Source organism: Sulfurovum xiamenensis (assembly GCF_030347995.1).
In the GTDB taxonomy this organism is placed as follows: domain Bacteria; phylum Campylobacterota; class Campylobacteria; order Campylobacterales; family Sulfurovaceae; genus Sulfurovum; species Sulfurovum xiamenensis.
Window position 1 is genome coordinate 215,475 of sequence record NZ_JAQIBC010000003.1, and the last position, 21,377, is coordinate 236,851.

Sequence of the window (21,377 nt, forward strand, 5' to 3'; positions counted from 1 at the left end):
ATGAAACTGCAAGAGATATATAACCATCTAGATAGGATCAGTCCCTTTGAACTTCAAGAAAAGTGGGATAACTCGGGACTGATCGTTGGTGATATGTCCAGAGAAGTATCCCAGATAGTGGTAGCACTGGACATCGATGAAGAGATGATAGAAAGTGCAGAGGTCGATACACTTTTTGTCGTACATCACCCTCTGATCTTTAGTAAAATGACACAGCTTGATTTTGCCAAGTACCCATCGAACCTTATTGAAAAGATGATACTGAAGAGGCACTCTCTTATTGCTTTACATACCAATTTTGACCAGACACATTTGAACAGATATGTGTTTGAAAAGATCTTAGGATTTCAAGTCGCGTCACAAGATCCATTTGTCTGTGTGGCAAAGGGTGAGTGGCACTATAAAGAACTCTTAACTCTTTTAAAAGAGAAACTGAACCTTCCTACACTCAAAGTCATAGGGAAAAAAGAGAAGATAAGCTCTATCGCTTTGACCACAGGGGCAGGGGCTTCACTTATGGATGAGGTTGAAGCTGACTGTTTTTTGACTGGAGATATAAAATATCATGATGCGATGAAAGCCATGAGTGAAGATTTGATGATGGTAGACATCGGACACTATGAGAGTGAAAAGTTTTTTGCAGAGATCATTTTGGATGAGTTGAAAGTTTTACCTCTTTTAGCTATAATTTCAAATTCAAAAAACCCATTTCATATTGAAACAATATAAAGTATGGGACAAACCTCTCAAAATAATCATTGAGAACCGTTAAACGCCAAAAGGACAGAGATTGAACAAACATCTAAAAGAGCTCATCGAGCTTTCAAAAATTGACAAGGCTATAGACAGTTATACTCCGCAGCTTGAAGCAGCAAATAAAAAAGTTGCAAAAGTAGAAAAGAAGATCAATGCTGCACAGGAAGAACTTGATACACTCAATGCAAGTATCGTTGAAAATGATGCAAAAGTAAAAACATTTGAAGAGCAGCTTACCATGCTGAATGAACAATTGGCTTCAAATGCTAAAAAATCTAAAGATATCACTACAGAAAAAGAGATGAAAGCACTCTCTTTGGAAGAAGATATCGCCAAAGAGAAGATGACTTTTGCCAATGAAGAGATCGAAAGACTCCAGAAGATCAATGAAACGACAGCATTGCTTGTAGAAGAAGCGAAGGCAAAAGTAGAAGCATTGGCTGCAGAAGCAGAAGCGGTCAATGAAGTGGTGTCTGTAGAAAAAGCAGAGATCGAAAAAAACAAGGGTGAACTTTTTGTTGAGAGAGAAAAACTCAGTAGAGATCTTGAACAGAAAGTACTTGCATTTTATGAGAAGATCCGTATTTGGGCAGGGAACACCGCAGTGGTTCCTGTGAAGAAACAGGCATGTTACGGATGTTATATGAAGCTCAATGACAAAACGTATTCAGAAGTGATCAAAGCAGAGGAGATCTGTAATTGTCCACACTGTGGTAGAATTCTCTATATAGAGAGTGTTACGGAAGAAGCATAAGCGATGTACTATGGAGAAACTTTTCTTTTTTCTCTATAGTGTTCTCTCTTTTTTCCTCTATCTACTTGCCCTTCCTCTTTTAGCATTATTCTCTTTTAAAACCAAGTATAAAGATTCGCTGCCCGCAAGATTTTTCTTACGGAACAACAAGCCTTTAAAACCTGACGGTATCTGGTTTCACTCTTGCAGTTTCGGAGAAGCAAAAGCCATCAGATCTTTAGTGGAGAGTCTACCTCAAGAGAGTCTGCGTATGAGTACAACCACGCATACGGGCTTTAAAGTGATAGAGGAGTATACGCAAGAGAGCAGATATCTGCCTTTTGAACCTCTGCTTTTTCGCTGGCTGAAACCGCAAAAGGCATTGGTAGTGATGGAAGCGGAGTTTTGGTATCTTCTTTTTACACTGGCGCAGCGCAGAGGGGCTAAAACCTTACTGATCAATGCACGTATGAGTGACAGGTCTTTCCCCAGGTACAAAAAGATAGGGTGGCTCTACAGAGAGATCTTTAAGCACATCGATGAAGTGTACGCACAAACAGCCAAAGATAAAGAGCGTTTGGAGTCTCTAGGCGCAAAGAATGTAGTGGTTACGGGTAATATTAAGCTGGCACATTTGCCTGCTGTCACCAAAGAAATCCAAAAACCTTCCAGTCTGGTTGTCTGTGGGGCGAGTACACATGAGGGGGAAGAGGCACTGATCATGGATGCCTTTGTCGCATTGAAAAAGGAACATCCTGAAGCCGTTATGCTTTTGGTACCGCGCCATCCGGAACGTTTTGACAAAGTGGCTAAAATGATGGAAGCGTATGCTGACAGGTATCAGTTCACGGCACAGCGTTATTCCCAAAATGAAGTGCTGGGCTCTGATATGATCTTAGTCGATGTTCTGGGAGAACTGGTCAATCTGTATGCCGTCAGTGACATTGTGATACTTGGCGGGGCATTTGAACCTATAGGCGGGCATAATGCGGCAGAGGCAGCACAGTTTGGTTGTAAGATCATCTCAGGAGAACACTACTTCAACCAAAAAGATATTTTTGATGCCATTGAGGGTATCGCAGTTGTAGAGGCATCCAATCTTTCAAGAAGATTGCTGCAGCATGGATTGCTTAAACCCACCAAGATAAAAAGCAAGAGTGACATCACACGTATCACTGAGAGCTTAGAGCGTGTTTTATAATATAGAAGATGACACCGTCAGTTTACGGATCAAGGCACAACCCAATGCCAGTAAGAACGAATTTTGTGAAGTGTACGATAATGATGCCATCAAGATACGGATCAAAGCACCAGCAGTAGAAGGTGCAGCAAACAAAGAGTTAGTAAAATTTCTTGCAAAAAGTTTTAAAGTTTCAAAAAGTGATATACTTTTTAAAACAGGGCAACATAGCAAGATAAAAATAGTGGCATTCCCACTGAATGATAAATTTAAAGATTGGATAGAAGAAAATGGCTACAGATAAAGCATATAAAGTCCTTGCAATGGCAAAGGGTATTTCAAACAACAAAGCAAAAGAACTGATAGACAGAGGACTGGTCTATGTGGAAGATAAAAAAGTAAAGATCGCCAGAGCGGAGATACGCACAGATACGGTCTTCCGTATAGAGTATCCTGAGGATATAGAGATACTCTACGAAGATGAAGATATCATTGCCGTGAACAAACCGGCACAGGTGGACAGCTATGAGATCCAGGATTCCATAGCAGGTGCGGAACTTCTTCACAGACTTGACAGAGATACATCGGGTGTACTGCTCTTAGGAAAGAACAGGGAATTCATAGAACGTGCCATTAAAGAGTTCAAGAACCGTAAAGTGGAAAAACATTATGTGGCATGGGTCGAGGGTGTACTGTATGAAAAGGTGGAGATAGACGAACCTATCTTTACGGTAAAAAAAGGGAAAGCCTTCTCTATGATAGACCCGGTACGCGGTAAAAAAGCACATACTGTGGTCAAACCCGAAGAGATCCAGGGTAAAAAATCCAAAGTCCATATAGAGATCACGACGGGAAGAACACACCAGATCCGTGTACATCTTGCACATATAGGACATCCTATTGTAGGGGATGAGCAGTATGGGAGCCGTACGCAATCAAAACGTATCCTTTTACACTCTGCTAAAATGAAATTACTGGACTATGAGTTCAATGCTGCAGAGCCCAAAGACATCGCGAGATATAAGTAAATCTTCGATAAAATCGCAACATTATATAGAGAAAAAAGAGAAAAAATAAGGTAAGAAATGTTTGATACTTTAACCGACAGTTTTAAAAATGCCATAGGCAAAATTCGTTTTCATGATGATGAAAAAGCACTTAAAAAAGCTACTGCTGAACTTAAGAAATCACTGTTAAAAGCAGATGTTCACCATAAAGTAGTGAAAGAGCTCATTTCGAGCGTAGAGCTTGAGACCAAGCAAAACGGTGTAGGTAAAGACAACTTCCTCAAAGCACTGCAAACTAAACTTACCGATATTTTAACGATAGAGGGTGCACCTAAAGGTTTCACTTTTGCTTCTAAACCGCCAACTGTGGTTCTGATGATAGGTCTACAAGGGTCTGGTAAAACAACGACGACGGGTAAATTGGCCTATTTCCTTAAAGAACAGAAAAAGAAAAAGGTGATGGTCATTGCAGCCGACCTTCAGAGACTTGCAGCGGTTGAACAACTCAGACAGATCACTTCACAGATCGAAGTAGAATTGGTAGCGGATGAGAATGCCACACCTGTCGAGATCGTTAAACAGGGTCTTGCAAAGGCAGAGAAAGAGCTTTATGATGTGGTGCTTATAGATACCGCGGGACGTTTGGCTATCGATGAAGAGCTGATGGATGAGCTGGCAGAGGTGAAGAAGGTAGCAGAACCAGATGAACTTTTCTATGTGGCTGATGCGATGACAGGTCAGGATGCGGTCAGAACAGCACAAACGTTTAAAGAGAAGATAGGGATCACCGGTGTGGTACTTTCCAAGTTTGATGGTGACTCTAAAGGTGGTGTTGCACTTGGGCTTACAGAGCAGGTAGGTGTTCCGCTTCGTTTCATCGGTGCAGGTGAAAAGATGCCGGATCTTGAGCAGTTCATTTCAGACAGGATCGTAAGCCGTCTGATGGGTGCAGGAGATGTGGAATCATTGGCAGAAAAAGCAGCAGCTGCCATCGACCCTAAAGAGGCAAAAAGATTCACACAGAAGATCAAAAAAGGTCAGTTCAATTTCAATGATTTCCTCGCACAAATGGAACAGATGAAAAAGCTTGGAAGCATGAAGTCCATTATGGGAATGATCCCTGGTATGGGGAATATGGCAAAACAGATAGGTGATATGGACCTGGAGAACTCTGATGAGATCAAAATGATCAAAGCAATGGTCTCTTCTATGACACCTAAAGAGAGAGAAGATCCGGATCTTCTTACCAATACGCGTAAGAGACGTTTGGCAGCAGGTGCCGGACTTGATCAGGTACAGGTGAACCGTGTACTGAAGCAGTTTAAAAATGCAGCAAAGATGGCGAAAAAGTTATCCGGGAAAGGTGGCATGAAGCAGATGCAGGACATGATGGCAAAAATGCAGGGCGGCGGTTTCCCAGGTGGCCCACGCTAAGGTATACTAGGCTTCTGTATGAATCAACTACAATGCCTACCTTTATACGTGAGCATACCATAACGTTTAATAAAATATTTATAATTTTTATGGTAGAATCGCGTTCCAAAAAGAATTTACGAAGTGTTGATGAGTGTTTTAGTCATTAAAAAACAGTTGTCAGTACTTGTAACGAGAATGCATACCTTTTCCTCGAGATAGGCATTACAACAAATGAAAAAAACAAAGGATACAAAATGACAGTGATCAGAATGACAAGAATGGGTAGAAAGAAAAAGCCATTTTACAGAATCGTAGTAACAGACAGCAGAAAAAGAAGAGACGGTGGTTGGATCGAATCAATCGGTCACTATAACCCGGTAAGTGTAAACAAAGATCTTACACTTGACGAAGAGAGATTGAACTACTGGTTAAGTGTTGGTGCACAAATGAGCCCAACAGTAAAAAGACTAGCAGGTAAAAAATAGTCTGAATGGTTAAAGATTTCCTGCTCTCATATACCAAGCTTTTGGTAAACAACCCTGAAGATATCTCTATAGAGATATCAGAGGTTGATGAGGGTTTCGATGAGATCACTATCTTTGCGAACAGTGAAGATATAGGTAAACTTATCGGTAAAGAGGGAAGAATGATCAATGCTATTAAGACAGTCATCTCCGGCTGTAAAGCAAAAGGCGGTAAAAACTACCGCGTAAATGTTAAAGCTTCAAAGTAACAATCCATGTCCAATGACAACTTTTTTATCGCTCAAATAGGGCGGACCATCGGACTTTGGGGTGACCTTAAATTTCATCTTCATACAGATTTTCCAGAACAATTTAAAGTAGGCCAGACCTATAAAAGTGATCGTGGAGAGCTTACGATTTCTGATATCAATCACAAACGCGGTACGATCCGTTTCAGAGGATACGAAAGTGTGGATTCTGCCAAAAAACTGACCAATGCAAAACTCTATACTAATGAAGCACAAACGAAAGAGAATTGTGAACTGGATGAAGGTCAATACTTTTGGTTTGATGTGATCGGATGCAGCGTCAAACAGGATGATGAAGTGTTGGGTGTGGTAGAGGATATCCAACGTATGGCTGAGACAGACTACCTTTCTGTAAAAACGGATACTGTTTTGGTGGAAGCAGGGTTATCTAAACACTTCTTACTTCCGTACATAGAACGTTACATTATTAAAGTCGATACAGAAGAGAAGATCGTCTATACGAAAGATGCCAAAGACATTTTAGAGGCGAGTTGACACGATGCATTTCTCTTTTGTCACACTTTTCCCGGAGCTTATCAAAGGGTATTTCTCTGAAAGCATCTTGAAGCGTGCTATTGAGGATGAAAAGATCTCTATCGATTTTTACAATCCGCGTGATTTCACCACAGATAAACATAAACGCGTCGATGCACCCATGATAGGTGGAGGTGCAGGTATGCTTATGACACCTCAACCCTTGATGGATACGCTTAATAAGATCAAAGAGGTATCCCCAAAAGCACATGTAGTGTTTGTCTCCCCGGTGGCAAAACCTTTTACACAAAACGATGCAAGGCGTTTAGCAAAGAAAGAGCATGTGGTACTGGTGAGCGGACGTTATGAAGGCATCGATGAACGTGTGATAGAAGTGCAGGCAGATGAACTCTTTTCCATAGGAGACTTTATCCTGACAGGCGGAGAACTAGCAAGTATGGTGGTTTGTGATGCGGTGAGTCGTAATGTTGAAGGTGTATTAGGTAACAGTGACTCTTTAAGTGTAGAGAGTTTTGAAGCATCACTTTTGGAAGCGCCTTCTTTTACGAAACCCAAGAATTATGAAAACAATGAAGTAGTTTCAGAATTCCTAAAGGGTAATCATAGTAAAATCACGGACTTAAAAAGAGGGCTTGCTTTGTGTAAAACAAAGTATTTTAGGCCAGACTTATACAAAAAAGGTATAACACATGAGAAATAAATACATTGAAAGCTTCGAGCAAGCACAAGTTGAAAACAAAAATATTCCAGAATTCAGAGCAGGTGATACAGTAAGAGTAGCTGTAAGAATTAAGGAAGGTGAAAAGACAAGAGTACAGAACTACGAAGGTCTTTGTATCGCGATCAGAGGTCAAGGAACTGGTAGAACGTTCAACGTAAGAAAAATGGGTGCGAACTCTGTGGGTGTTGAGAGAATCTTCCCAATTTACTCAGACTCTATCGAGAGTATCGAAGTACTTAGAAGAGGTAGAGTTAGAAGAGCTAAGTTGTTCTATCTTAGAGAGCTTAAAGGTAAAGCAGCAAGAATTAAAGAGCTTAGAAGAAAGTAATCTTTCTTTCTGCTTCATTGCATCTTTGCAGGGGCTGACTCAGTCACTTACTGACGTAAGCTCCTTCATCACAACCTACAAATCTACAATCAATTAAAAATAAATCCAAACTTTCTTATACAAATACAAAAATCATCTTTAATCGCTATAATATTTTAAAATTTATTGAGGGATATCCCATAATGTTATCAGCCATACAACACAAACTTATTTTACTTTTACAGCTCTTACTTGTCGTTACATATATTATCTTTGAAGAGTTGATCTGGGAGGGGATTGCAAAGCCTATCTATGAAGCGATCCACGCGCTTAAAATACTTCAGCGGATAGAAGTGAAATTGGAACACTTAAACCCTTCCATGATCCTTGTTATTTTTATACTCTTATTTGCCATAGTGGAAGCATTTGGTATTTATGCAGGAATGTTATTTGTGAGTGGACAGATGCTTTTGGGATTGGTGCTATATATCTCCAAGATCCCTATTGCAGCATTTACCTTTTGGCTCTTTAGGATCACAGAAGATAAGCTTATGCAGTTTGGATGGTTTAAATGGGTGTATGAGTGGATCATGAAAGTGATCGACTGGATAAAGTCTAGTGAAATGCATCAGAAAACCATGGCATATTTGCTACAGATCAAGATGCGTATAAAAGCATTCAAAGAAAAATATTTTTCAGGTAAAAGCCTTTTTATAGAGAAGATAAAACAGCTTTACAAAACACTTAAAGCGTTATTGAGAAAATAGTTCGAAGATGCAAAAACGGCTTCTTTTATGGGTGATCCCCTTAACTATTGTCACTGTCATTGTATTATTAGGCATGGAGGAGAGTCGTACCTTTCTTATAGCGTTATTTTTGAGGATCGTATTATTTGTAAAGAAAAATTTTATTGCGTTGTTGGCTGCATTTTTTCTTGTAAAGGGAAAATTCATTCTGAAACTTTTTCTTAAGAAACTTGCCATACTCTCAGCTACTGGATTAGGTAAACGCTATGTGGTGGAAAAAGTGATCATGGGTAATGTCAAAACACATTTTTGGGATCATATTTCTGATGATATCAATAGGTTTGTGAGACATGCAAAAAAGAATTTTCAGAACTTTCCTTTAGTGAAAAAAATGATAACTATTTTTGCTTTTCTTGGATCTTTGGGTTTCATAGCCAAGTCCATGGGTGTAATGCTGGCACTAAAAGTCTTTTTAGCCAAAGTATGGAGCTTTTTACTGGCATTATCTTTAAAAGTTGGTACAGCCATTACCTATTTTTTTACAGATTACTTATGGGGAAGCTGGCTTGCTCCCATTGTTGAAGTCATACTATTCTCGTGGCTGCTCGCTTGGATGGAAAAGGTACCATTTTTAGCCAAGGGGGTACGCAGAGTCTATACATTTTTTATATTTTTATTTGGTTGGCTGGAGCATACTATAGAAAAGGTATTTCATATACCTGTCAAAGGTTTTTTAAAATGGTTGGTGAAAAAGATACAAGAGTATATAGATCATTTTATAAGTGTAGAACAGATATCAGTCTGGTGCAAGATAAAACAAAATAGGACACTTCATCCAAATTTGCATACCAAACTTTTGGATACACGCCAAAAAAGAGTGCAAAAGAAGAAGAAAAGTTATCTTTCTGCTCGTGAGATCATTCTGCAAGGACGAAAAAAGAAAAAGAGGTAACTATTTGTGACCTTTGTCCCCTCTTCGTATCACAAGTGTATTCATCTTCTCTCCACCTATATGATAGGCTTCCCCGAAGCCAAAGGTTGCTTCTCCGTAAATGGGCTTAAGGGCATAAAGGTTAAAGTCTTTCATTCCCATCAGCATGGTGACGATAGGGGCATCGAATTTATCTTTAAAATTTTCCATAATCGTGTTAAATCTTTCATCCTCCCTGGAAACAGATGTGACATCGCACTGCAGCGAGATACGTTTTCTTGCAAAGATATTTTCACTCTTGCTCTCATCTTCGACAAAGAGTGCAGAAGCCCGGGGTGTGGACTGTATATTTTTTGCATGTGTGGCAAGGTTTGATATGAAGATATAGACCTCCTCCCCATCATAGTAAAAAGGTGCATAAGAGGAGAAAGGGTAGCCATTGCTGCCCAGTGTTCCCAGGACCACACTCTGAAATCCGGCCAATAGTTCTGTCAGGGTTTTCATACCGGGGTCAGTAACTCCTGTTTTTCATCGCCTGCTGGGCTTCACGTTTGAGTGTTTTTTCTTTCATGTCGGCACGTTTGTCATGCAGTTTTTTACCTTTGGCTATCGCGATGCTCACTTTGGCAATGTTACGTTCATTGAAATAGATCATAAGCGGTACGATGGTCAGGCCGTCTTTATGTACTTTGACATAGAGTTTTTCCAACTCTTTTTTATGTAAAAGCAGTTTTCGTGGTGCACGTGTATCCGGGGTAAAATATTTGCTTGCTGTTTCAAGGTGGGCGATGTGGGCATTCATAAGATGCAGTTCACCCTGGATGAATCGGCAAAAAGCATCTGCAAGGTTCGCACGTTTGGCACGCAGTGCTTTGACTTCAGCACCTGAGAGTACAATGCCAGCTTCAAACTTCTCAAGTATCTCATAATCGTGCCGGGCTTTTTTGTTTTGTGCGATGATGTTGATAGCCAAATCGGTCCTTTGTGTAGAGGGTTCTATCTATACTTTGTAGAATTATATCATATAATTCACTATGGATAATGTAGAAACACACCCCTTGGAAATACTCTATCAAGATGAATATTTGGTTGCGATCAATAAACCATCGGGTCTGCTTGTACACAAGTCACCCATAGACAAACATGAAACGCAGTTCGCACTGCAACTGGTGCGTGACCAGATAGGGCAGTATGTCTATCCTGTCCATCGTTTGGATAAACCGACCTCGGGGGTATTGCTTTTTGCACTGGACCCTCAAATAGCCCAGACGATGTCCCTGCTTTTTCGCGCCTCTCAGGTAGATAAAGAGTACTTGGCTGTCGTACGCGGTTTTACCGAAGAGACATCACTGATAGATTATCCGCTCAAACAAATGTTAGATACCAAAGCGCAGAAGAAACAGGGGATCACTAAAGAGACACAGGAGGCGAAAACAGCGTATGAACGTTTGGCTACAATAGAGTTGCCTTTTGCTGTAAGCCGTTACCCTGTTGCCCGTTACTCTTTGGTAAAACTTCTTCCCAAAACGGGAAGAAAACACCAGCTCCGACGCCATATGAAACATATCTTTCACCCTATTATCGGAGATACAAAACATGGGAGAGGAGAGCACAATACACTTTTTCGTGAAAAATATACATGTCATAGGCTTCTGTTGCATGCATACAGGATCTCTTTTATCCATCCCATACATCAAGAAAAATTAGTCATCAATGCCTCACTGGATGATACTTGGCAGAAACTATTCAACGCATTTGACTGGGAGAAGATTGTTTATTAGGGTCTGTATATACCCATGGATTATAAGGTGGTCGTGGGCACTTTTACTCATATGAAAATATCACCATTGTAGCTTCTTCTATGGTATAATGATATGAATATTTCATATGTGGAGCATAGAATGATTTTACCAAGAAGATGGTATTACACTGTACTATTTTTATTTTTGTTTAGTAGTGTATCTTTTATTGAAGCACAAGAGGATACAGCAATTGCAGTAGAAGAAAAGAGTACTTATGTCAATCTCAATACCGAAAAACCAGACTCTAAAATCATTATCGGAGCATTGGAGTATGTTCGACTGGTACCTCCAAACCTGGTACTCAAAGCACGTATTGACACAGGTGCAAAAACAACATCTATCGATGCACGTAACATCACACCTTTTGAACGTGATGGAAAACAGTGGGTACGGTTTGTCTGTGTGTCGGGGGAAAAAGAGTACACGATCGAAAGAAAAGTCATCAAAACAGTACAGATCAAGCGTCATGGGGCAGAGTCACAAGATCGTTATGTTGTCAAGATGCGTATTATACTTGGTGATGTATCCCAGCTCATCTCTGTGAACTTGAATGATAGAGATGAGTATAAATACCCTGTCCTTATAGGACGTAATTTCTTACGCGATTTTTTTATGGTTGATGTTGCAAAAAAATATCAATTTAAACCTATGTCTTTACCCAAATAAGAAGGAAAATACATGTCTAGAAGATTTCAAGTACTGTTGATCACTTTCACTTTGGCATTTACAGGATTTTTTATCGTCTGGTATAAGGTCGGTGTACTTGGCATACCATTTTTGCCTCACGAAAAACGTTCTGTCTATACTATAGGTGCAGAGATCTCATTTGTAGGACAAAAGAAATCAGTCTTGGTCTCTATGGCACTTCCAGAACCTCAGGAGGGGATACAGATACTCTCAGAAGATGTTGCATCCTCCGGTTTTGGCTATGCCGAGGGAGAAACAGTCAACGGAAAAAGGGCTGAATGGAGCAAGCGTAATGTGGTAGGACCGCAGATGCTTTACTACTCTCTTGAAGTTTTAATAGAACCGGGAGAACATAAGCCTAAACCGCCTATCGCACCGTCTGAACAAGAAACTGAGACGCTTAGTGATCTTCCAAATATGTTACAGGATACGGCAAAAAATCTTTTACATGATGTACGTTCCAGATCGGCAGATACACATTCATTTACAGCACAGCTGATCAAGGATTTTAGTGCAAAAGAGCCTTCACAGGCGGTGAAGATACTGCTTGCACAAGCAGGAGAAAGCAAAATCGATCTGCTCTACCGTCTTTTAAGATACAGAAAAATATCGGTACGTAAGATCCATGGACTTTATCTGGAAAGTGCACGGCGTAATATTGCATTGACACCTATGCTGGATGTCTATGATGGAAAAGATTGGCAACTGTATGATCTGAACAAAGGCAAAGTGGTCCGTGATAAGAACTTTTTTGTTTGGCAGCAAGGCAATAATTCTCTGATTGAGGTCACAGGAGCAAAAAAATCCAACATCAGTTTTTCATTGAATGAACGTCAGGTTCCCGTACAATACCTTCTTGACAAAAAAGAATTGGTCAAAAAGGCGGCGATCTTGGACTTTTCACTTTTTACCTTGCCTATATCTGAACAGAATACCTATAGGCATATATTATTGGTACCGTTTGGCGCATTGGTAGTGGTATTGTTAAGGATCATGATAGGGTTGAGAACATCAGGAACCTTTATGCCTGTGTTGATCGCATTGGCCTTTATGGAGACGACACTTTCTGCCGGGCTTGTCATGTTTATTATGATCGTAGGGATGGGACTGATCATTCGTTCTTATTTAAGCAGTCTGAACCTGTTACTGGTCGCAAGGATCTCTGCAGTGATGATCGTAGTAATCCTTATTATGTCCTTTATGAGTATCTTAAGTTTTAAACTGGGGATCAAAGAAGTGCTTACGGTCACATTCTTCCCTATGATCATTTTGGCATGGACGATTGAAAGAATGTCGATATTATGGGAGGAAGAGGGTGCAAAAGAAGTCTTCATACAAGGGGGAGGTTCATTGATCGTGGCTGTGTGTGCGTATTTTGTCATGAGCGATCCTTTTGTTTCACATATGGCTTTCAATTTCCCCGAACTTCTTTTAGTTGTATTGGCTGTGATCATTATGATCGGACGTTACAGTGGCTATCGTTTGAGTGAACTCATTCGCTTTAGATCGATGGTGGAGTAATCGATGTTTGCCAATCCTTTTAAGCTTAAAAAATTGGGTATATTGGGGATGAACAAACGAAATATACATTATATCGGAGCACATAACGATCGTAAATATTACCCTTTAGTGGATAATAAACTGAAAACCAAGATCATTGCACAAAGTGCGGGTATTGCAGTACCGAAGTTGATCAAAACCATTGAACGTCAGTCCCAACTTCGATATTTGAAAGAGATATTGGAGGGAATTGACGGGTTTGTGCTTAAGCCTTCTCAGGGAAGCGGAGGAAAAGGTATTTTGGTCATCGTCAAGCGTGAAGGTGATGAATTCATCAAAGCAAACGGACAGAGATTGGAACTAAGGGATATTCAACGGGATATCTCAAATATTCTCAGTGGTCTCTATTCACTCGGGGGGAAACCCGATGTTGCTATGCTTGAAACACTGGTAGAGTTTGACCCTATTTTTGATCGCTATAGTTATGAGGGTGTGCCGGATATCAGGGTGATCACCTATAGGGGATACCCTGCTATGGCAATGTTGCGGTGTTCAACCAGGGAGAGTGACGGTAAGGCCAACCTACATCAAGGTGCAGTGGGTGTAGGACTTAATATCGCAACCGGCAAGGCACTCTATGCTGTACAGCATGGCTCTCCGGTTACACACCATCCTGATACAGGGTATGATTTCTCTGAGCTTGAAATACCGCATTGGGAAAAGATACTGACCTTGGCAGCATCGTGTTATGAAGTGACCCATTTGGGATACCTGGGTGTAGATATCGTACTGGACAAAAATTTAGGCCCTTTGATCTTGGAGCTTAATGCCCGTCCCGGATTGGCCATACAAATTGCCAATAGAATGGGTGCAGTAAAACGCTATGATGTCATTGACACGCAACAAGCCAATTTGGATGTGGCACAGAGAGTAAAGTTCTCTATGGACCATTTTGGTATGAAAACAGGTGAAGATTCAATGATGATGAAAGAAATGTAAAGGATAAACAGAAGTATGAGTGATGCACATAAAAACAATCCTTTGCACGGTATCAAACTCAAGCAGATACTGGAAGAATTACAAGAAGAGTACGGTTGGGAACTACTGGGAGAGTTTGTGAACATACGATGTTTCAAGTATGATCCCAGTATCAACTCCTCTTTAAAATTCTTGAGAAAAACACCCTGGGCAAGAGACAAAGTGGAAGCCTTGTATCTGCTGATGCGAAAGAAGAAAGCAAAAGAGGGTTAGAAATTTCGTCTATTTTTAGCGGAGACGAAAAAATGTACTTCCACTGCCCGAAAAGAACCATCCCTCTTTCGCTTCGTTCTTTAGTTCAGGATAGGCAATGAGTGCAGCCTTGTAAAGATCATTTAACATGATAGGATCCGCAATGCGTTCGAGCAATGTTTTTGAGTCCAGTTGATCCCACCCAATAAAAGATGCAAGTGAAATGCCATTCAAAAGGTGTTCTTTAAAGGTTTTATAGACCAATGTCGTATCGCAGCCTATCTGGGGTGTATAGAGTTCCAAAGAAAGGGGATCTTCATCAAAAGGCTCAACAATCTCCCCGAAACCGCTGACATTTGCCGAAGTATAGTTATAGATGAAAAAGGGGAGGTCTGCACCAATCGTACTTCCCAGTTTTGCCAGTTCTTCAGTACTGATCAGGAGATTACAAACCTCTTTCACCAAACGCATGAAGGCCGCAGCATCCGAACTGCCCCCACCTAAGCCTGCCTGACTTGGGATACGTTTGGTGACAACGACCTTATGTTTGTAAAAGAAATCGAGTATCTCAAGGTCACCCGTATGGTCATTCAGTGCTTTATAGGCTTTGTAGATAGTATTGGTTTCGAGTGGTACACCCTCGCACCCTTCTATGGTAAAAGTGTCACATTCACAGGGTACAAAGGTAATGGTATCATAGAGATCCTCTACGTACATGAAGCGGGAGAGCAGGGTATGATAGCCGTTTTCATGTCCAGTGATCTTTAAAAAGATATTGACTTTGGCATGGGCTTTGATACTGTATCCTGCATCAGTTTTTTCTATAGTCGATTGTCTTCTATCGGGCTTAGATGTATTTACATGATTCGTTGATGCGGGAAGCGTATCGATATCCCAGTATCCACCTTCATCACCGCCTTCAAAACCACCCATATCACGAAACCTTTTTTATAGAAATTAGATGGGCATTATACTATAAAAAAGATCGGTAGTAAAACCTTAAGGATCAAGACACTTCAAATTTAGGGATACGGTTAAATCTGTATTTGACCTCTTCACCCAGGATCTCGATAATGGAAAAAAAGTTCGAAGTTTCGATGAGGTAGAGACCATCTTCTTTTGTTTCAAAAGACTCTCGTGAGAGTTTTTTCCCCAGTTCAAGATGCGCTTCATCACCTCTGTAGACATTGGAAGGAATGGCCAAATGTGTAAAGGGGTCCAGGGCTTTTTCATCGTCATAGTAGAATGCCCCTTCATGGATGCGATGCAGACTAGAGAGCGTACCGTCTATCCCAAGTTTATTTGCAACAAGGGCACCAAGACTGCGTATATAGGTCCCTTCACTCACTGTGGCCTCGAAGTGTACAAAAGGATGGTTGTAGTTAATCAGTTTGATGTCGTAGATCGTAGATGTAATGGTCTTGAGTGCTACCTCCTCACCTTCACGTGCAAGTTCATAGGCACGTTTACCGTTGATCTTCTTGGCACAGAATTTTGGCGGATAATAAGTTAGTTCACCTTTGAGCGAATGCAGTACCTCTTCTATTTGCTGTTGTGTGAAAGGAGATACCTCTTTAATGCTATCTATCTTCTCTATATCAAGACTTGGGGAGTTTGCCCCCAGCCATAGGGTAGCCTTGTAGCTTTTAGGCGTTTTATTGAGGTATTGGAAGAGTTTGGTATATTGTCCTGTAGCAACAATGAGACATCCTGTCGCAAAGGGGTCAAGCGTACCGGAAAACCCCACTTTTTTTGTTCCGTATTTGCGTTTGACATAGCCCATATATCCATTCGAAGAACGAAATATAGGTTTATTGACTACAAATAATCTATTCACGGATCTTCTTTATATCGACTGGACGAATGAACTGAGTATCTCTTTTTTGTTCCCACCGAAGTTGATAAGCAGTTTATACTCTTTCCCCGATTTGTTGGCAGCTTGGACACGTCCTATCCCAAAGATCTTATGTTTGACCAGGTCACCTTTTTTGAAAGCGGAACTTTTAGTGATCTTGAGGCTTGTATCTTGAATGAGCCCAGCTTCACCCAAAAAACGGCTCTTGTCTATCATTTTACGCCGGCCTTTGTAAAAACGGCTGTCGACATAACAGAGGGTAAGATCCGACTTTGCTCTGGTGATCGCTACGTAGCCCAGACGGCGTTCCTCTTCCATGTTGGAACCTTCACCTAGTAGAGGGAAGAACTCTTCTTCCAGCCCGATGACAAAAAGGTGTTCAAACTCCAGCCCTTTGGCTGCATGGATACTCATAATGGTAATGGTATCCTCTTCCACCTGGTCTTGGTCACTTTGTAGTGAAATGTCATTCAGGAACTCATCAAGTGTAAGGTCAGGGTTTTTAAGCACTGCATCTCTGAAGTAGCCGTAAAACTCATCGATGTTCAAGATACGGTCAAAACCGTCCACCATACCGGCATAATGGTCTTTGAGCTTGATACGTTCTTCAAAAAGTGTAATGAAGTTACCCAGCTCATTTTCCAATGCTTCTTGTAAGAGTGTGATATCTTCGACAAGTTTTTCCAATGCTGTGGTGATTTTTTTACTGAGGACCGCAGGGAATTCTCCGTGTACCGACTTTTTGATATATTCAAACAGTGATATTTTGGCATCAAAAGCAGCCTTCTGTAACTTTTCTATGGATGCTTTACCGATACCCCTTTTAGGTTTATTGATAATACGTATGAGAGAAAAATCATCATGTGGATTGGAGAGTACTCTTAAGTAAGAGATAAGGTCTTTGATCTCTGCACGTTCATAAAAGCGCATACCCCCGATGAGTTTGAAACCTAAACCGGCTTTTGTAAAACCTTCTTCAAGTGAACGAGAGAGTGCATTGATACGGTAGAGTACGGCTATTTCGTTTGGATCTACCCCTTCATCCAGGAGTTTTTGTACCTCATGTGCGATGGCTTTCGCTTCCATAGACTCGTCGAGCGAGTGAAGGAGTTTCACCTCTTGTCCCGCCCCTTTATGTGAAGTGAGTTTTTTACCCAGACGTGTAGAATTATGCTCGATGAGTGTATTGGCAGCGTTGAGGATGGGTTCAGTGGAACGGTAATTCGTTTCAAGTTTGACTGTTTTACATGTTTCAAAGTTATTGGCGAACTCCAGGATATTACGAATGTTCGCACCTCTCCATCCGTAAATACTCTGATCATCATCTCCTACCACGCAGAGATTGTTATGCTCAGAAGAGAGCAGTTCAAGCAGTTGGAACTGCAGTTCATTGGTATCCTGGTATTCATCTACCATGATGTACTGGTACCGCTGGCTTGTCTCTTTTCTGAGTGCATCATTTTCACTGAGTATCTTATAGGTGAGCATGAGAAGATCATCAAAGTCTACAAGGTTGTTCTCTTCGATATTCTCTTGGTACTTGACATAGATATTGGCTATTTGTTTGTAGTCAGGTAGTTCAGCTTTTTCAAGAACCACTTCAGGTGAGAGAAGTGAGTTTTTATATTTTGAGATCTCAGAAGCGATAAATGAGATGTTGAGATCTACTTTCAACTCTTTGGCTATGGAACGTAAAAGACGTTTTTTATCGTCACTGTCTATGATCACAAAGGCATTGCTTCTACCCAGCTTTTCGATATGGAATTTTAAAAAGAGCAAGCCGAATTTATGAAAGGTACATAACAGTGGAGGATAAGAGACTTTTTCCGGCATCAATTTAAGGGCACGTTCACGCATTTCTGCAGCAGCTTTATTGGTAAAAGTAAGTGTTAAAGTGTTTGCAGGATCAATACCTACTTCGCCTACAAGGTAAGCCAGTCTGGTCGTCAGTGTTTTGGTCTTTCCACTGCCTGCTCCTGCAAGGATAAGCATCGGTCCGTCAATATGTTCAACCGCTTCACGCTGTGATGGGTTTAATGCATTTAAAATTGTTTCCATGAAAATGATTGTGCTCCTATATAGTATTAATTATACCTTTTAATTGATTAGAAGTGCCATAAAGGGAAAATTTAGACTTTAATATAAAATAAAAATCATTCTAATAAGAACAACTTATGTTGTATTAAGTATAATAAGATATAATAACTTTATTAATTTATTTATTTAAAAATTTAATTTAGAATGAAGGATATACTTTAATGTTAAAAGATTTTGTAAAGTTGGAAACATTTTTAACTGTAGCACGTGAAAGAAGTTTTTCTAAGGCTTCTGCAAAGTTAGGGATCTCACAGCCTGCTGTAACACAGCAGATCAAATTTATTGAAAAATATCTTGGCTGTAAAGTGATCGAACGTAAAAAGAACGGTATCAAACTTACCAATGAGGGTGAAGAGCTCTACAAGATAGCCACAAGACTTGAAAAAGAGATACTCTCTGCAGAACAGGATGTACTGAAGATCATCAACAAAGAGATCACTTTCAGACTGGGTGCTTCCTATACGATAGGGGCATATATCATCCCTGGCCAATGTCTTAATACGATCGGTGAAGCGATCAACAACAGTGTAAGTTTAGATATAGACCAAAGTGATAACATCATCGAAAAACTTAAAGATAGAAAATTAGACGTAGGTCTGATCGAATCACCTGTTATGGATAATGACCTTATTTACAGAGAGTGGTTGGAAGATGAACTTGTAGTAGTGAGTAATGTGCCTATCAACAAAACATTGAAAACAGAAGAGCTTTATGACTTTGATTGGATCTGTCGTGATGAGGGTTCTCATACAAGACGCGTTGTGTCTGAAGTGTTTGAAGAGTTAGGTGTTTCATGTAAAAGCTTTAACGTACTCAGCGAAGTAAACAACTCTGCTACTGTACTTCAAACGATCAAGAAAAGCGAGAAAAATCCAGAGAAGCCAGTAGTATCTATCATATCGAAATATGCGATCATGGATGAAGTGGCCAATGGAGAGCTTTTTGAAGCAAGACTTAGAGGGTATACCATGTCCCGTAAATTCTTTATTGTGTATTCTAAAGAGAATAAACACAATGCTTATGTAGATAATGTCGTGAATTATATCTTAGCAGGTCGCTGCTAAGAGCAAATCTATTTTTTTTTCTTGAGAAGTTTCTTATTCTCAGGATTCTTTAAAAGTGCTTCCATTGAAGATTTTTTGGAGGCACTTGCTTCTTTTTTCTTTTCACTCTCTATCACCGGATTCGCAAAATTAATGACGATAGGGTTATCCCCTACAAAGAGCTGTTTGATCGCCAGTAGAGGTAAGGATACCGTTGACCCAAAGTTATCACTTCCAAACCCTGCTTCAAAAGAGAAATACTCCTCATTGAGTTGCGCACTTTCAAAAGTAAAACCACTCAATATAAACAGAACCGTATCGTCAAATGACCCTTTGATATCCGCAGGAAGTTCGGGTGTAAACGTAATGTATTTCACTTCACATGCCAATGCAAATTCCTGATTTTTGTCAAATAAGTATTGAATGGTTTGATAGATGTGAGACTGCATAAGTGTACGATATTCAGGCGTTTGTAAAAGGTTAATTGTCATGATTGTACCCTTTATGAGATTTTGTATGGTTCGATATTTAGAATTTTAAATCCTATCATAGCATTCATTAAAGCTACTTGTGAGTAGTTTTTGAGGTCTTCTTTGGTGATCTGCTTTGGATGGAGAAAGCCCTCATCGATCAGCTTGGCCCTCATCGTACCTTCAAGTAGAGGTTTTGCCGGTGTTATCCATTGTTCTCCATCAAGAAAAGCGATATTGGATATGGTCGTATCGGTCAGATAACCCTTTTTTTCTATGATCACTTCATCGACATCTTTGTTGGATTCCAGCAAGGCATTCAACGCATCTCTGTTGGCATATTTCAGACTGTATTCGATCTCTGAAGAGACGATCCTAAGGCTTTGTATCTCTTTTGGCGTGTAGGGTATATACTCTATAGAGTGTAAGTGTTCTGCATAGAGGATACGACAACGATATAGACCAGATTTAGGTGCATCTATATAGGAAGAGAGGTCGAGTATGTCATGAGAATTAAAGAGTAGTTGACGGCTTTTGTCGCATCGCTGCTGATGATAGCCAAGGTTATGTATCTTTCCCTCTTCTATCCTGATCGTCTCAAGTAAAAGAGGTGTTTTTGATTGTTCTTGTGGCATTAAGTATCGAAAAGTTCTGTAGAGAGGTAACGTTCGGCTGTATCACAGAGTATCGTGACGATGGTTTTACCTTTGTTTTCAGGTCTGCTTGCGATGGTATAGGCTGCATGCAGGTTTGCTCCTGCTGAAATACCGATAAGCAGGCCTTCTTCTCTAGCAATCTTTTGTGCCATGGAAAAAGCGGCTTCATTGCTCACTGCAAGGATGTCATCATAAATTTCTGTATTGAGTATCTCCGGCACGAAACCTGCACCGATACCCTGGATCTTATGCGGCCCAGGCTGTCCACCTTCCAATACAGGAGAATCTGAAGGTTCAACTGCGATGACTTCAAGTGAAGGTATTTTAGTTTTTAGTATCTCTCCCGTACCGGTAAGCGTTCCACCCGTACCGACAGCAGCTACAAAGATATCCAGATTGCCTGCCGTGTCATTCAGGATTTCAAAGGCAGTGGTTTTTCGGTGAATATCCGGATTATTTGGATTGTTGAATTGTTGAAGTACTTTTGCATTGTCTAATTCTTTTTCCAATGCTGATGCTTTCGAGATAGCCCCACCCATACCTTCCGAGGCCGGTGTCAGTACAAGTTCAGCACCTAAGTGCATAAGAATTTTACGACGTTCTATGCTCATAGACTCCGGCATGGTCAAGATAAGTTTAAGGCCTTTGGATGCACAAATAGCTGCGAGACCGATACCTGTGTTCCCACTTGTCGGCTCAATGATGGTAGTATTCTGATCAATTTCATCTGATTTGAGTGCTTCATTGATCATGTTGAAAGCGATTCTGTCCTTTACCGAAGAGGTAGGATTCATAAATTCACATTTACCTAAGATAGTCGTGCCTGTCTCTTCCGAAAGTGTATTGATCTTGACTAAAGGCGTATTGCCTATCAGTTCTTCAATATTATTTGCAATCATTTCCCATCCTTGTTCATTTGTTTAATGTTAGCAGGTTATTTTTGAGTACGTGCTTTAAGGTCACTATTTTCAAC

General features: G+C 40.4%; 27 protein-coding genes. 19 read left to right on the top strand and 8 right to left on the bottom strand.

Annotated elements, in window-relative coordinates:
* From PF327_RS06690 to PF327_RS06750, 13 genes are all read left to right on the top strand, one after another.
* Complete coding sequence (locus tag PF327_RS06690) at positions 1-729, top strand: Nif3-like dinuclear metal center hexameric protein (protein ID WP_289401829.1); 729 nt, start codon at positions 1-3, stop codon at positions 727-729.
* A 61-nt stretch (positions 730-790) separates the two neighbouring features.
* Entirely contained in the window at positions 791-1,510 is a 720-nt protein-coding gene (locus tag PF327_RS06695) for a zinc ribbon domain-containing protein (RefSeq protein ID WP_008245494.1), read from the top strand.
* Between the two features lie 10 nt (positions 1,511-1,520).
* On the top strand, positions 1,521-2,690 hold the full coding sequence (gene waaA, locus PF327_RS06700) for a lipid IV(A) 3-deoxy-D-manno-octulosonic acid transferase (protein ID WP_289401830.1): 1,170 nt from the start codon (positions 1,521-1,523) through the stop codon (positions 2,688-2,690).
* Positions 2,680-2,973 carry a DUF167 domain-containing protein gene (locus tag PF327_RS06705; protein ID WP_008245492.1) on the top strand — a complete coding sequence of 98 codons (294 nt, stop codon included), beginning with the start codon at positions 2,680-2,682 and terminating at the stop codon, positions 2,971-2,973. The genes waaA and PF327_RS06705 overlap by 11 nt, the downstream gene beginning before the upstream one ends.
* The gene (locus PF327_RS06710) at positions 2,960-3,697 is read left to right on the top strand and encodes an RluA family pseudouridine synthase (RefSeq protein WP_008245491.1); all 738 of its coding nucleotides are present in this window, start codon (positions 2,960-2,962) and stop codon (positions 3,695-3,697) included. Before PF327_RS06705 ends, PF327_RS06710 begins: the two co-directional genes overlap by 14 nt.
* A 57-nt stretch (positions 3,698-3,754) precedes the next feature.
* Positions 3,755-5,110 (top strand): signal recognition particle protein, encoded by a 1,356-nt coding sequence (gene ffh, locus PF327_RS06715; protein ID WP_008245490.1) that lies wholly within the window; start codon positions 3,755-3,757, stop codon positions 5,108-5,110.
* 236 nt (positions 5,111-5,346) lie between these two features.
* Positions 5,347-5,577: a 30S ribosomal protein S16 gene (rpsP, locus tag PF327_RS06720; RefSeq protein ID WP_008245488.1), complete on the top strand. Its 231-nt coding sequence runs from the start codon at positions 5,347-5,349 to the stop codon at positions 5,575-5,577.
* Between the two features lie 5 nt (positions 5,578-5,582).
* A complete protein-coding gene (locus PF327_RS06725) occupies positions 5,583-5,825 on the top strand; it encodes a KH domain-containing protein (protein WP_008245486.1) in 243 nt (80 codons plus the stop codon).
* Positions 5,826-5,831: 6 nt separating this feature from the next.
* Positions 5,832-6,359 (top strand): ribosome maturation factor RimM, encoded by a 528-nt coding sequence (gene rimM / locus PF327_RS06730; protein ID WP_289401831.1) that lies wholly within the window; start codon positions 5,832-5,834, stop codon positions 6,357-6,359.
* A gap of 4 nt (positions 6,360-6,363) precedes the next feature.
* Positions 6,364-7,059 carry a tRNA (guanosine(37)-N1)-methyltransferase TrmD gene (gene trmD, locus PF327_RS06735; RefSeq protein WP_008245483.1) on the top strand — a complete coding sequence of 232 codons (696 nt, stop codon included), beginning with the start codon at positions 6,364-6,366 and terminating at the stop codon, positions 7,057-7,059.
* Positions 7,049-7,408, top strand: coding sequence for a 50S ribosomal protein L19 (gene rplS / locus PF327_RS06740; protein ID WP_008245481.1), 360 nt, complete (start codon positions 7,049-7,051; stop codon positions 7,406-7,408). The genes trmD and rplS overlap by 11 nt, the downstream gene beginning before the upstream one ends.
* A 182-nt stretch (positions 7,409-7,590) precedes the next feature.
* Positions 7,591-8,154: a hypothetical protein gene (locus PF327_RS06745; protein ID WP_289401832.1), complete on the top strand. Its 564-nt coding sequence runs from the start codon at positions 7,591-7,593 to the stop codon at positions 8,152-8,154.
* A 7-nt stretch (positions 8,155-8,161) separates the two neighbouring features.
* A complete protein-coding gene (locus PF327_RS06750) occupies positions 8,162-9,085 on the top strand; it encodes a hypothetical protein (RefSeq protein ID WP_289401833.1) in 924 nt (307 codons plus the stop codon).
* Here PF327_RS06750 and PF327_RS06755 read toward each other — a convergent pair whose 3' ends face one another.
* Complete coding sequence (locus PF327_RS06755; protein WP_289401834.1) at positions 9,086-9,568, bottom strand: HugZ family pyridoxamine 5'-phosphate oxidase; 483 nt, start codon at positions 9,566-9,568, stop codon at positions 9,086-9,088. It lies immediately after the preceding gene.
* A gap of 7 nt (positions 9,569-9,575) precedes the next feature.
* Positions 9,576-10,037 (bottom strand): SsrA-binding protein SmpB, encoded by a 462-nt coding sequence (gene smpB, locus PF327_RS06760; RefSeq protein ID WP_008245476.1) that lies wholly within the window; start codon positions 10,035-10,037, stop codon positions 9,576-9,578.
* Positions 10,038-10,098: 61 nt separating this feature from the next.
* Between smpB and truC the strand changes: the two genes are divergently transcribed.
* The 5 genes from truC (at position 10,099) to PF327_RS06785 (ending at position 14,304) form a co-directional block, all read left to right on the top strand.
* Positions 10,099-10,845 carry a tRNA pseudouridine(65) synthase TruC gene (gene truC, locus PF327_RS06765; protein WP_289401835.1) on the top strand — a complete coding sequence of 249 codons (747 nt, stop codon included), beginning with the start codon at positions 10,099-10,101 and terminating at the stop codon, positions 10,843-10,845.
* A gap of 93 nt (positions 10,846-10,938) precedes the next feature.
* Positions 10,939-11,532 (top strand): ATP-dependent zinc protease family protein, encoded by a 594-nt coding sequence (locus PF327_RS06770; protein WP_081501850.1) that lies wholly within the window; start codon positions 10,939-10,941, stop codon positions 11,530-11,532.
* Between the two features lie 12 nt (positions 11,533-11,544).
* Positions 11,545-13,074 carry an inactive transglutaminase family protein gene (locus PF327_RS06775; protein WP_289401836.1) on the top strand — a complete coding sequence of 510 codons (1,530 nt, stop codon included), beginning with the start codon at positions 11,545-11,547 and terminating at the stop codon, positions 13,072-13,074.
* A 3-nt stretch (positions 13,075-13,077) separates the two neighbouring features.
* Positions 13,078-14,052 (top strand): alpha-L-glutamate ligase-like protein, encoded by a 975-nt coding sequence (locus PF327_RS06780; protein ID WP_289401837.1) that lies wholly within the window; start codon positions 13,078-13,080, stop codon positions 14,050-14,052.
* Positions 14,053-14,067: 15 nt separating this feature from the next.
* On the top strand, positions 14,068-14,304 hold the full coding sequence (locus tag PF327_RS06785) for a VF530 family protein (protein ID WP_008245468.1): 237 nt from the start codon (positions 14,068-14,070) through the stop codon (positions 14,302-14,304).
* A gap of 15 nt (positions 14,305-14,319) precedes the next feature.
* Here PF327_RS06785 and PF327_RS06790 read toward each other — a convergent pair whose 3' ends face one another.
* The 3 genes from PF327_RS06790 to PF327_RS06800 all read right to left on the bottom strand — a co-directional run bounded on the left by PF327_RS06790 (position 14,320) and on the right by PF327_RS06800 (position 18,196).
* Positions 14,320-15,216 (bottom strand): 4-(cytidine 5'-diphospho)-2-C-methyl-D-erythritol kinase, encoded by an 897-nt coding sequence (locus PF327_RS06790; RefSeq protein WP_289401839.1) that lies wholly within the window; start codon positions 15,214-15,216, stop codon positions 14,320-14,322.
* A 73-nt stretch (positions 15,217-15,289) separates the two neighbouring features.
* Complete coding sequence (gene truB, locus PF327_RS06795) at positions 15,290-16,120, bottom strand: tRNA pseudouridine(55) synthase TruB (protein WP_289401840.1); 831 nt, start codon at positions 16,118-16,120, stop codon at positions 15,290-15,292.
* A gap of 9 nt (positions 16,121-16,129) precedes the next feature.
* Entirely contained in the window at positions 16,130-18,196 is a 2,067-nt protein-coding gene (locus PF327_RS06800) for an ATP-dependent helicase (protein WP_289401841.1), read from the bottom strand.
* Positions 18,197-18,396: 200 nt separating this feature from the next.
* On the opposite strand from PF327_RS06800, the gene PF327_RS06805 reads away from it, so the two are divergent.
* On the top strand, positions 18,397-19,299 hold the full coding sequence (locus tag PF327_RS06805; protein WP_008245464.1) for a LysR family transcriptional regulator: 903 nt from the start codon (positions 18,397-18,399) through the stop codon (positions 19,297-19,299).
* A gap of 8 nt (positions 19,300-19,307) precedes the next feature.
* Here the strand turns inward: PF327_RS06805 and PF327_RS06810 are convergent, their stop codons facing one another.
* The 3 genes from PF327_RS06810 to cysK are packed head-to-tail and all read right to left on the bottom strand — an operon-like array spanning position 19,308 to position 21,303.
* Entirely contained in the window at positions 19,308-19,769 is a 462-nt protein-coding gene (locus PF327_RS06810; protein ID WP_008245463.1) for a hypothetical protein, read from the bottom strand.
* Positions 19,770-19,780: 11 nt separating this feature from the next.
* Positions 19,781-20,383 carry an aminotransferase class IV family protein gene (locus PF327_RS06815; protein ID WP_289401842.1) on the bottom strand — a complete coding sequence of 201 codons (603 nt, stop codon included), beginning with the start codon at positions 20,381-20,383 and terminating at the stop codon, positions 19,781-19,783.
* On the bottom strand, positions 20,383-21,303 hold the full coding sequence (cysK, locus tag PF327_RS06820; RefSeq protein WP_289401843.1) for a cysteine synthase A: 921 nt from the start codon (positions 21,301-21,303) through the stop codon (positions 20,383-20,385). Before cysK ends, PF327_RS06815 begins: the two co-directional genes overlap by 1 nt.
* Positions 21,304-21,377 lie beyond the last annotated feature (74 nt).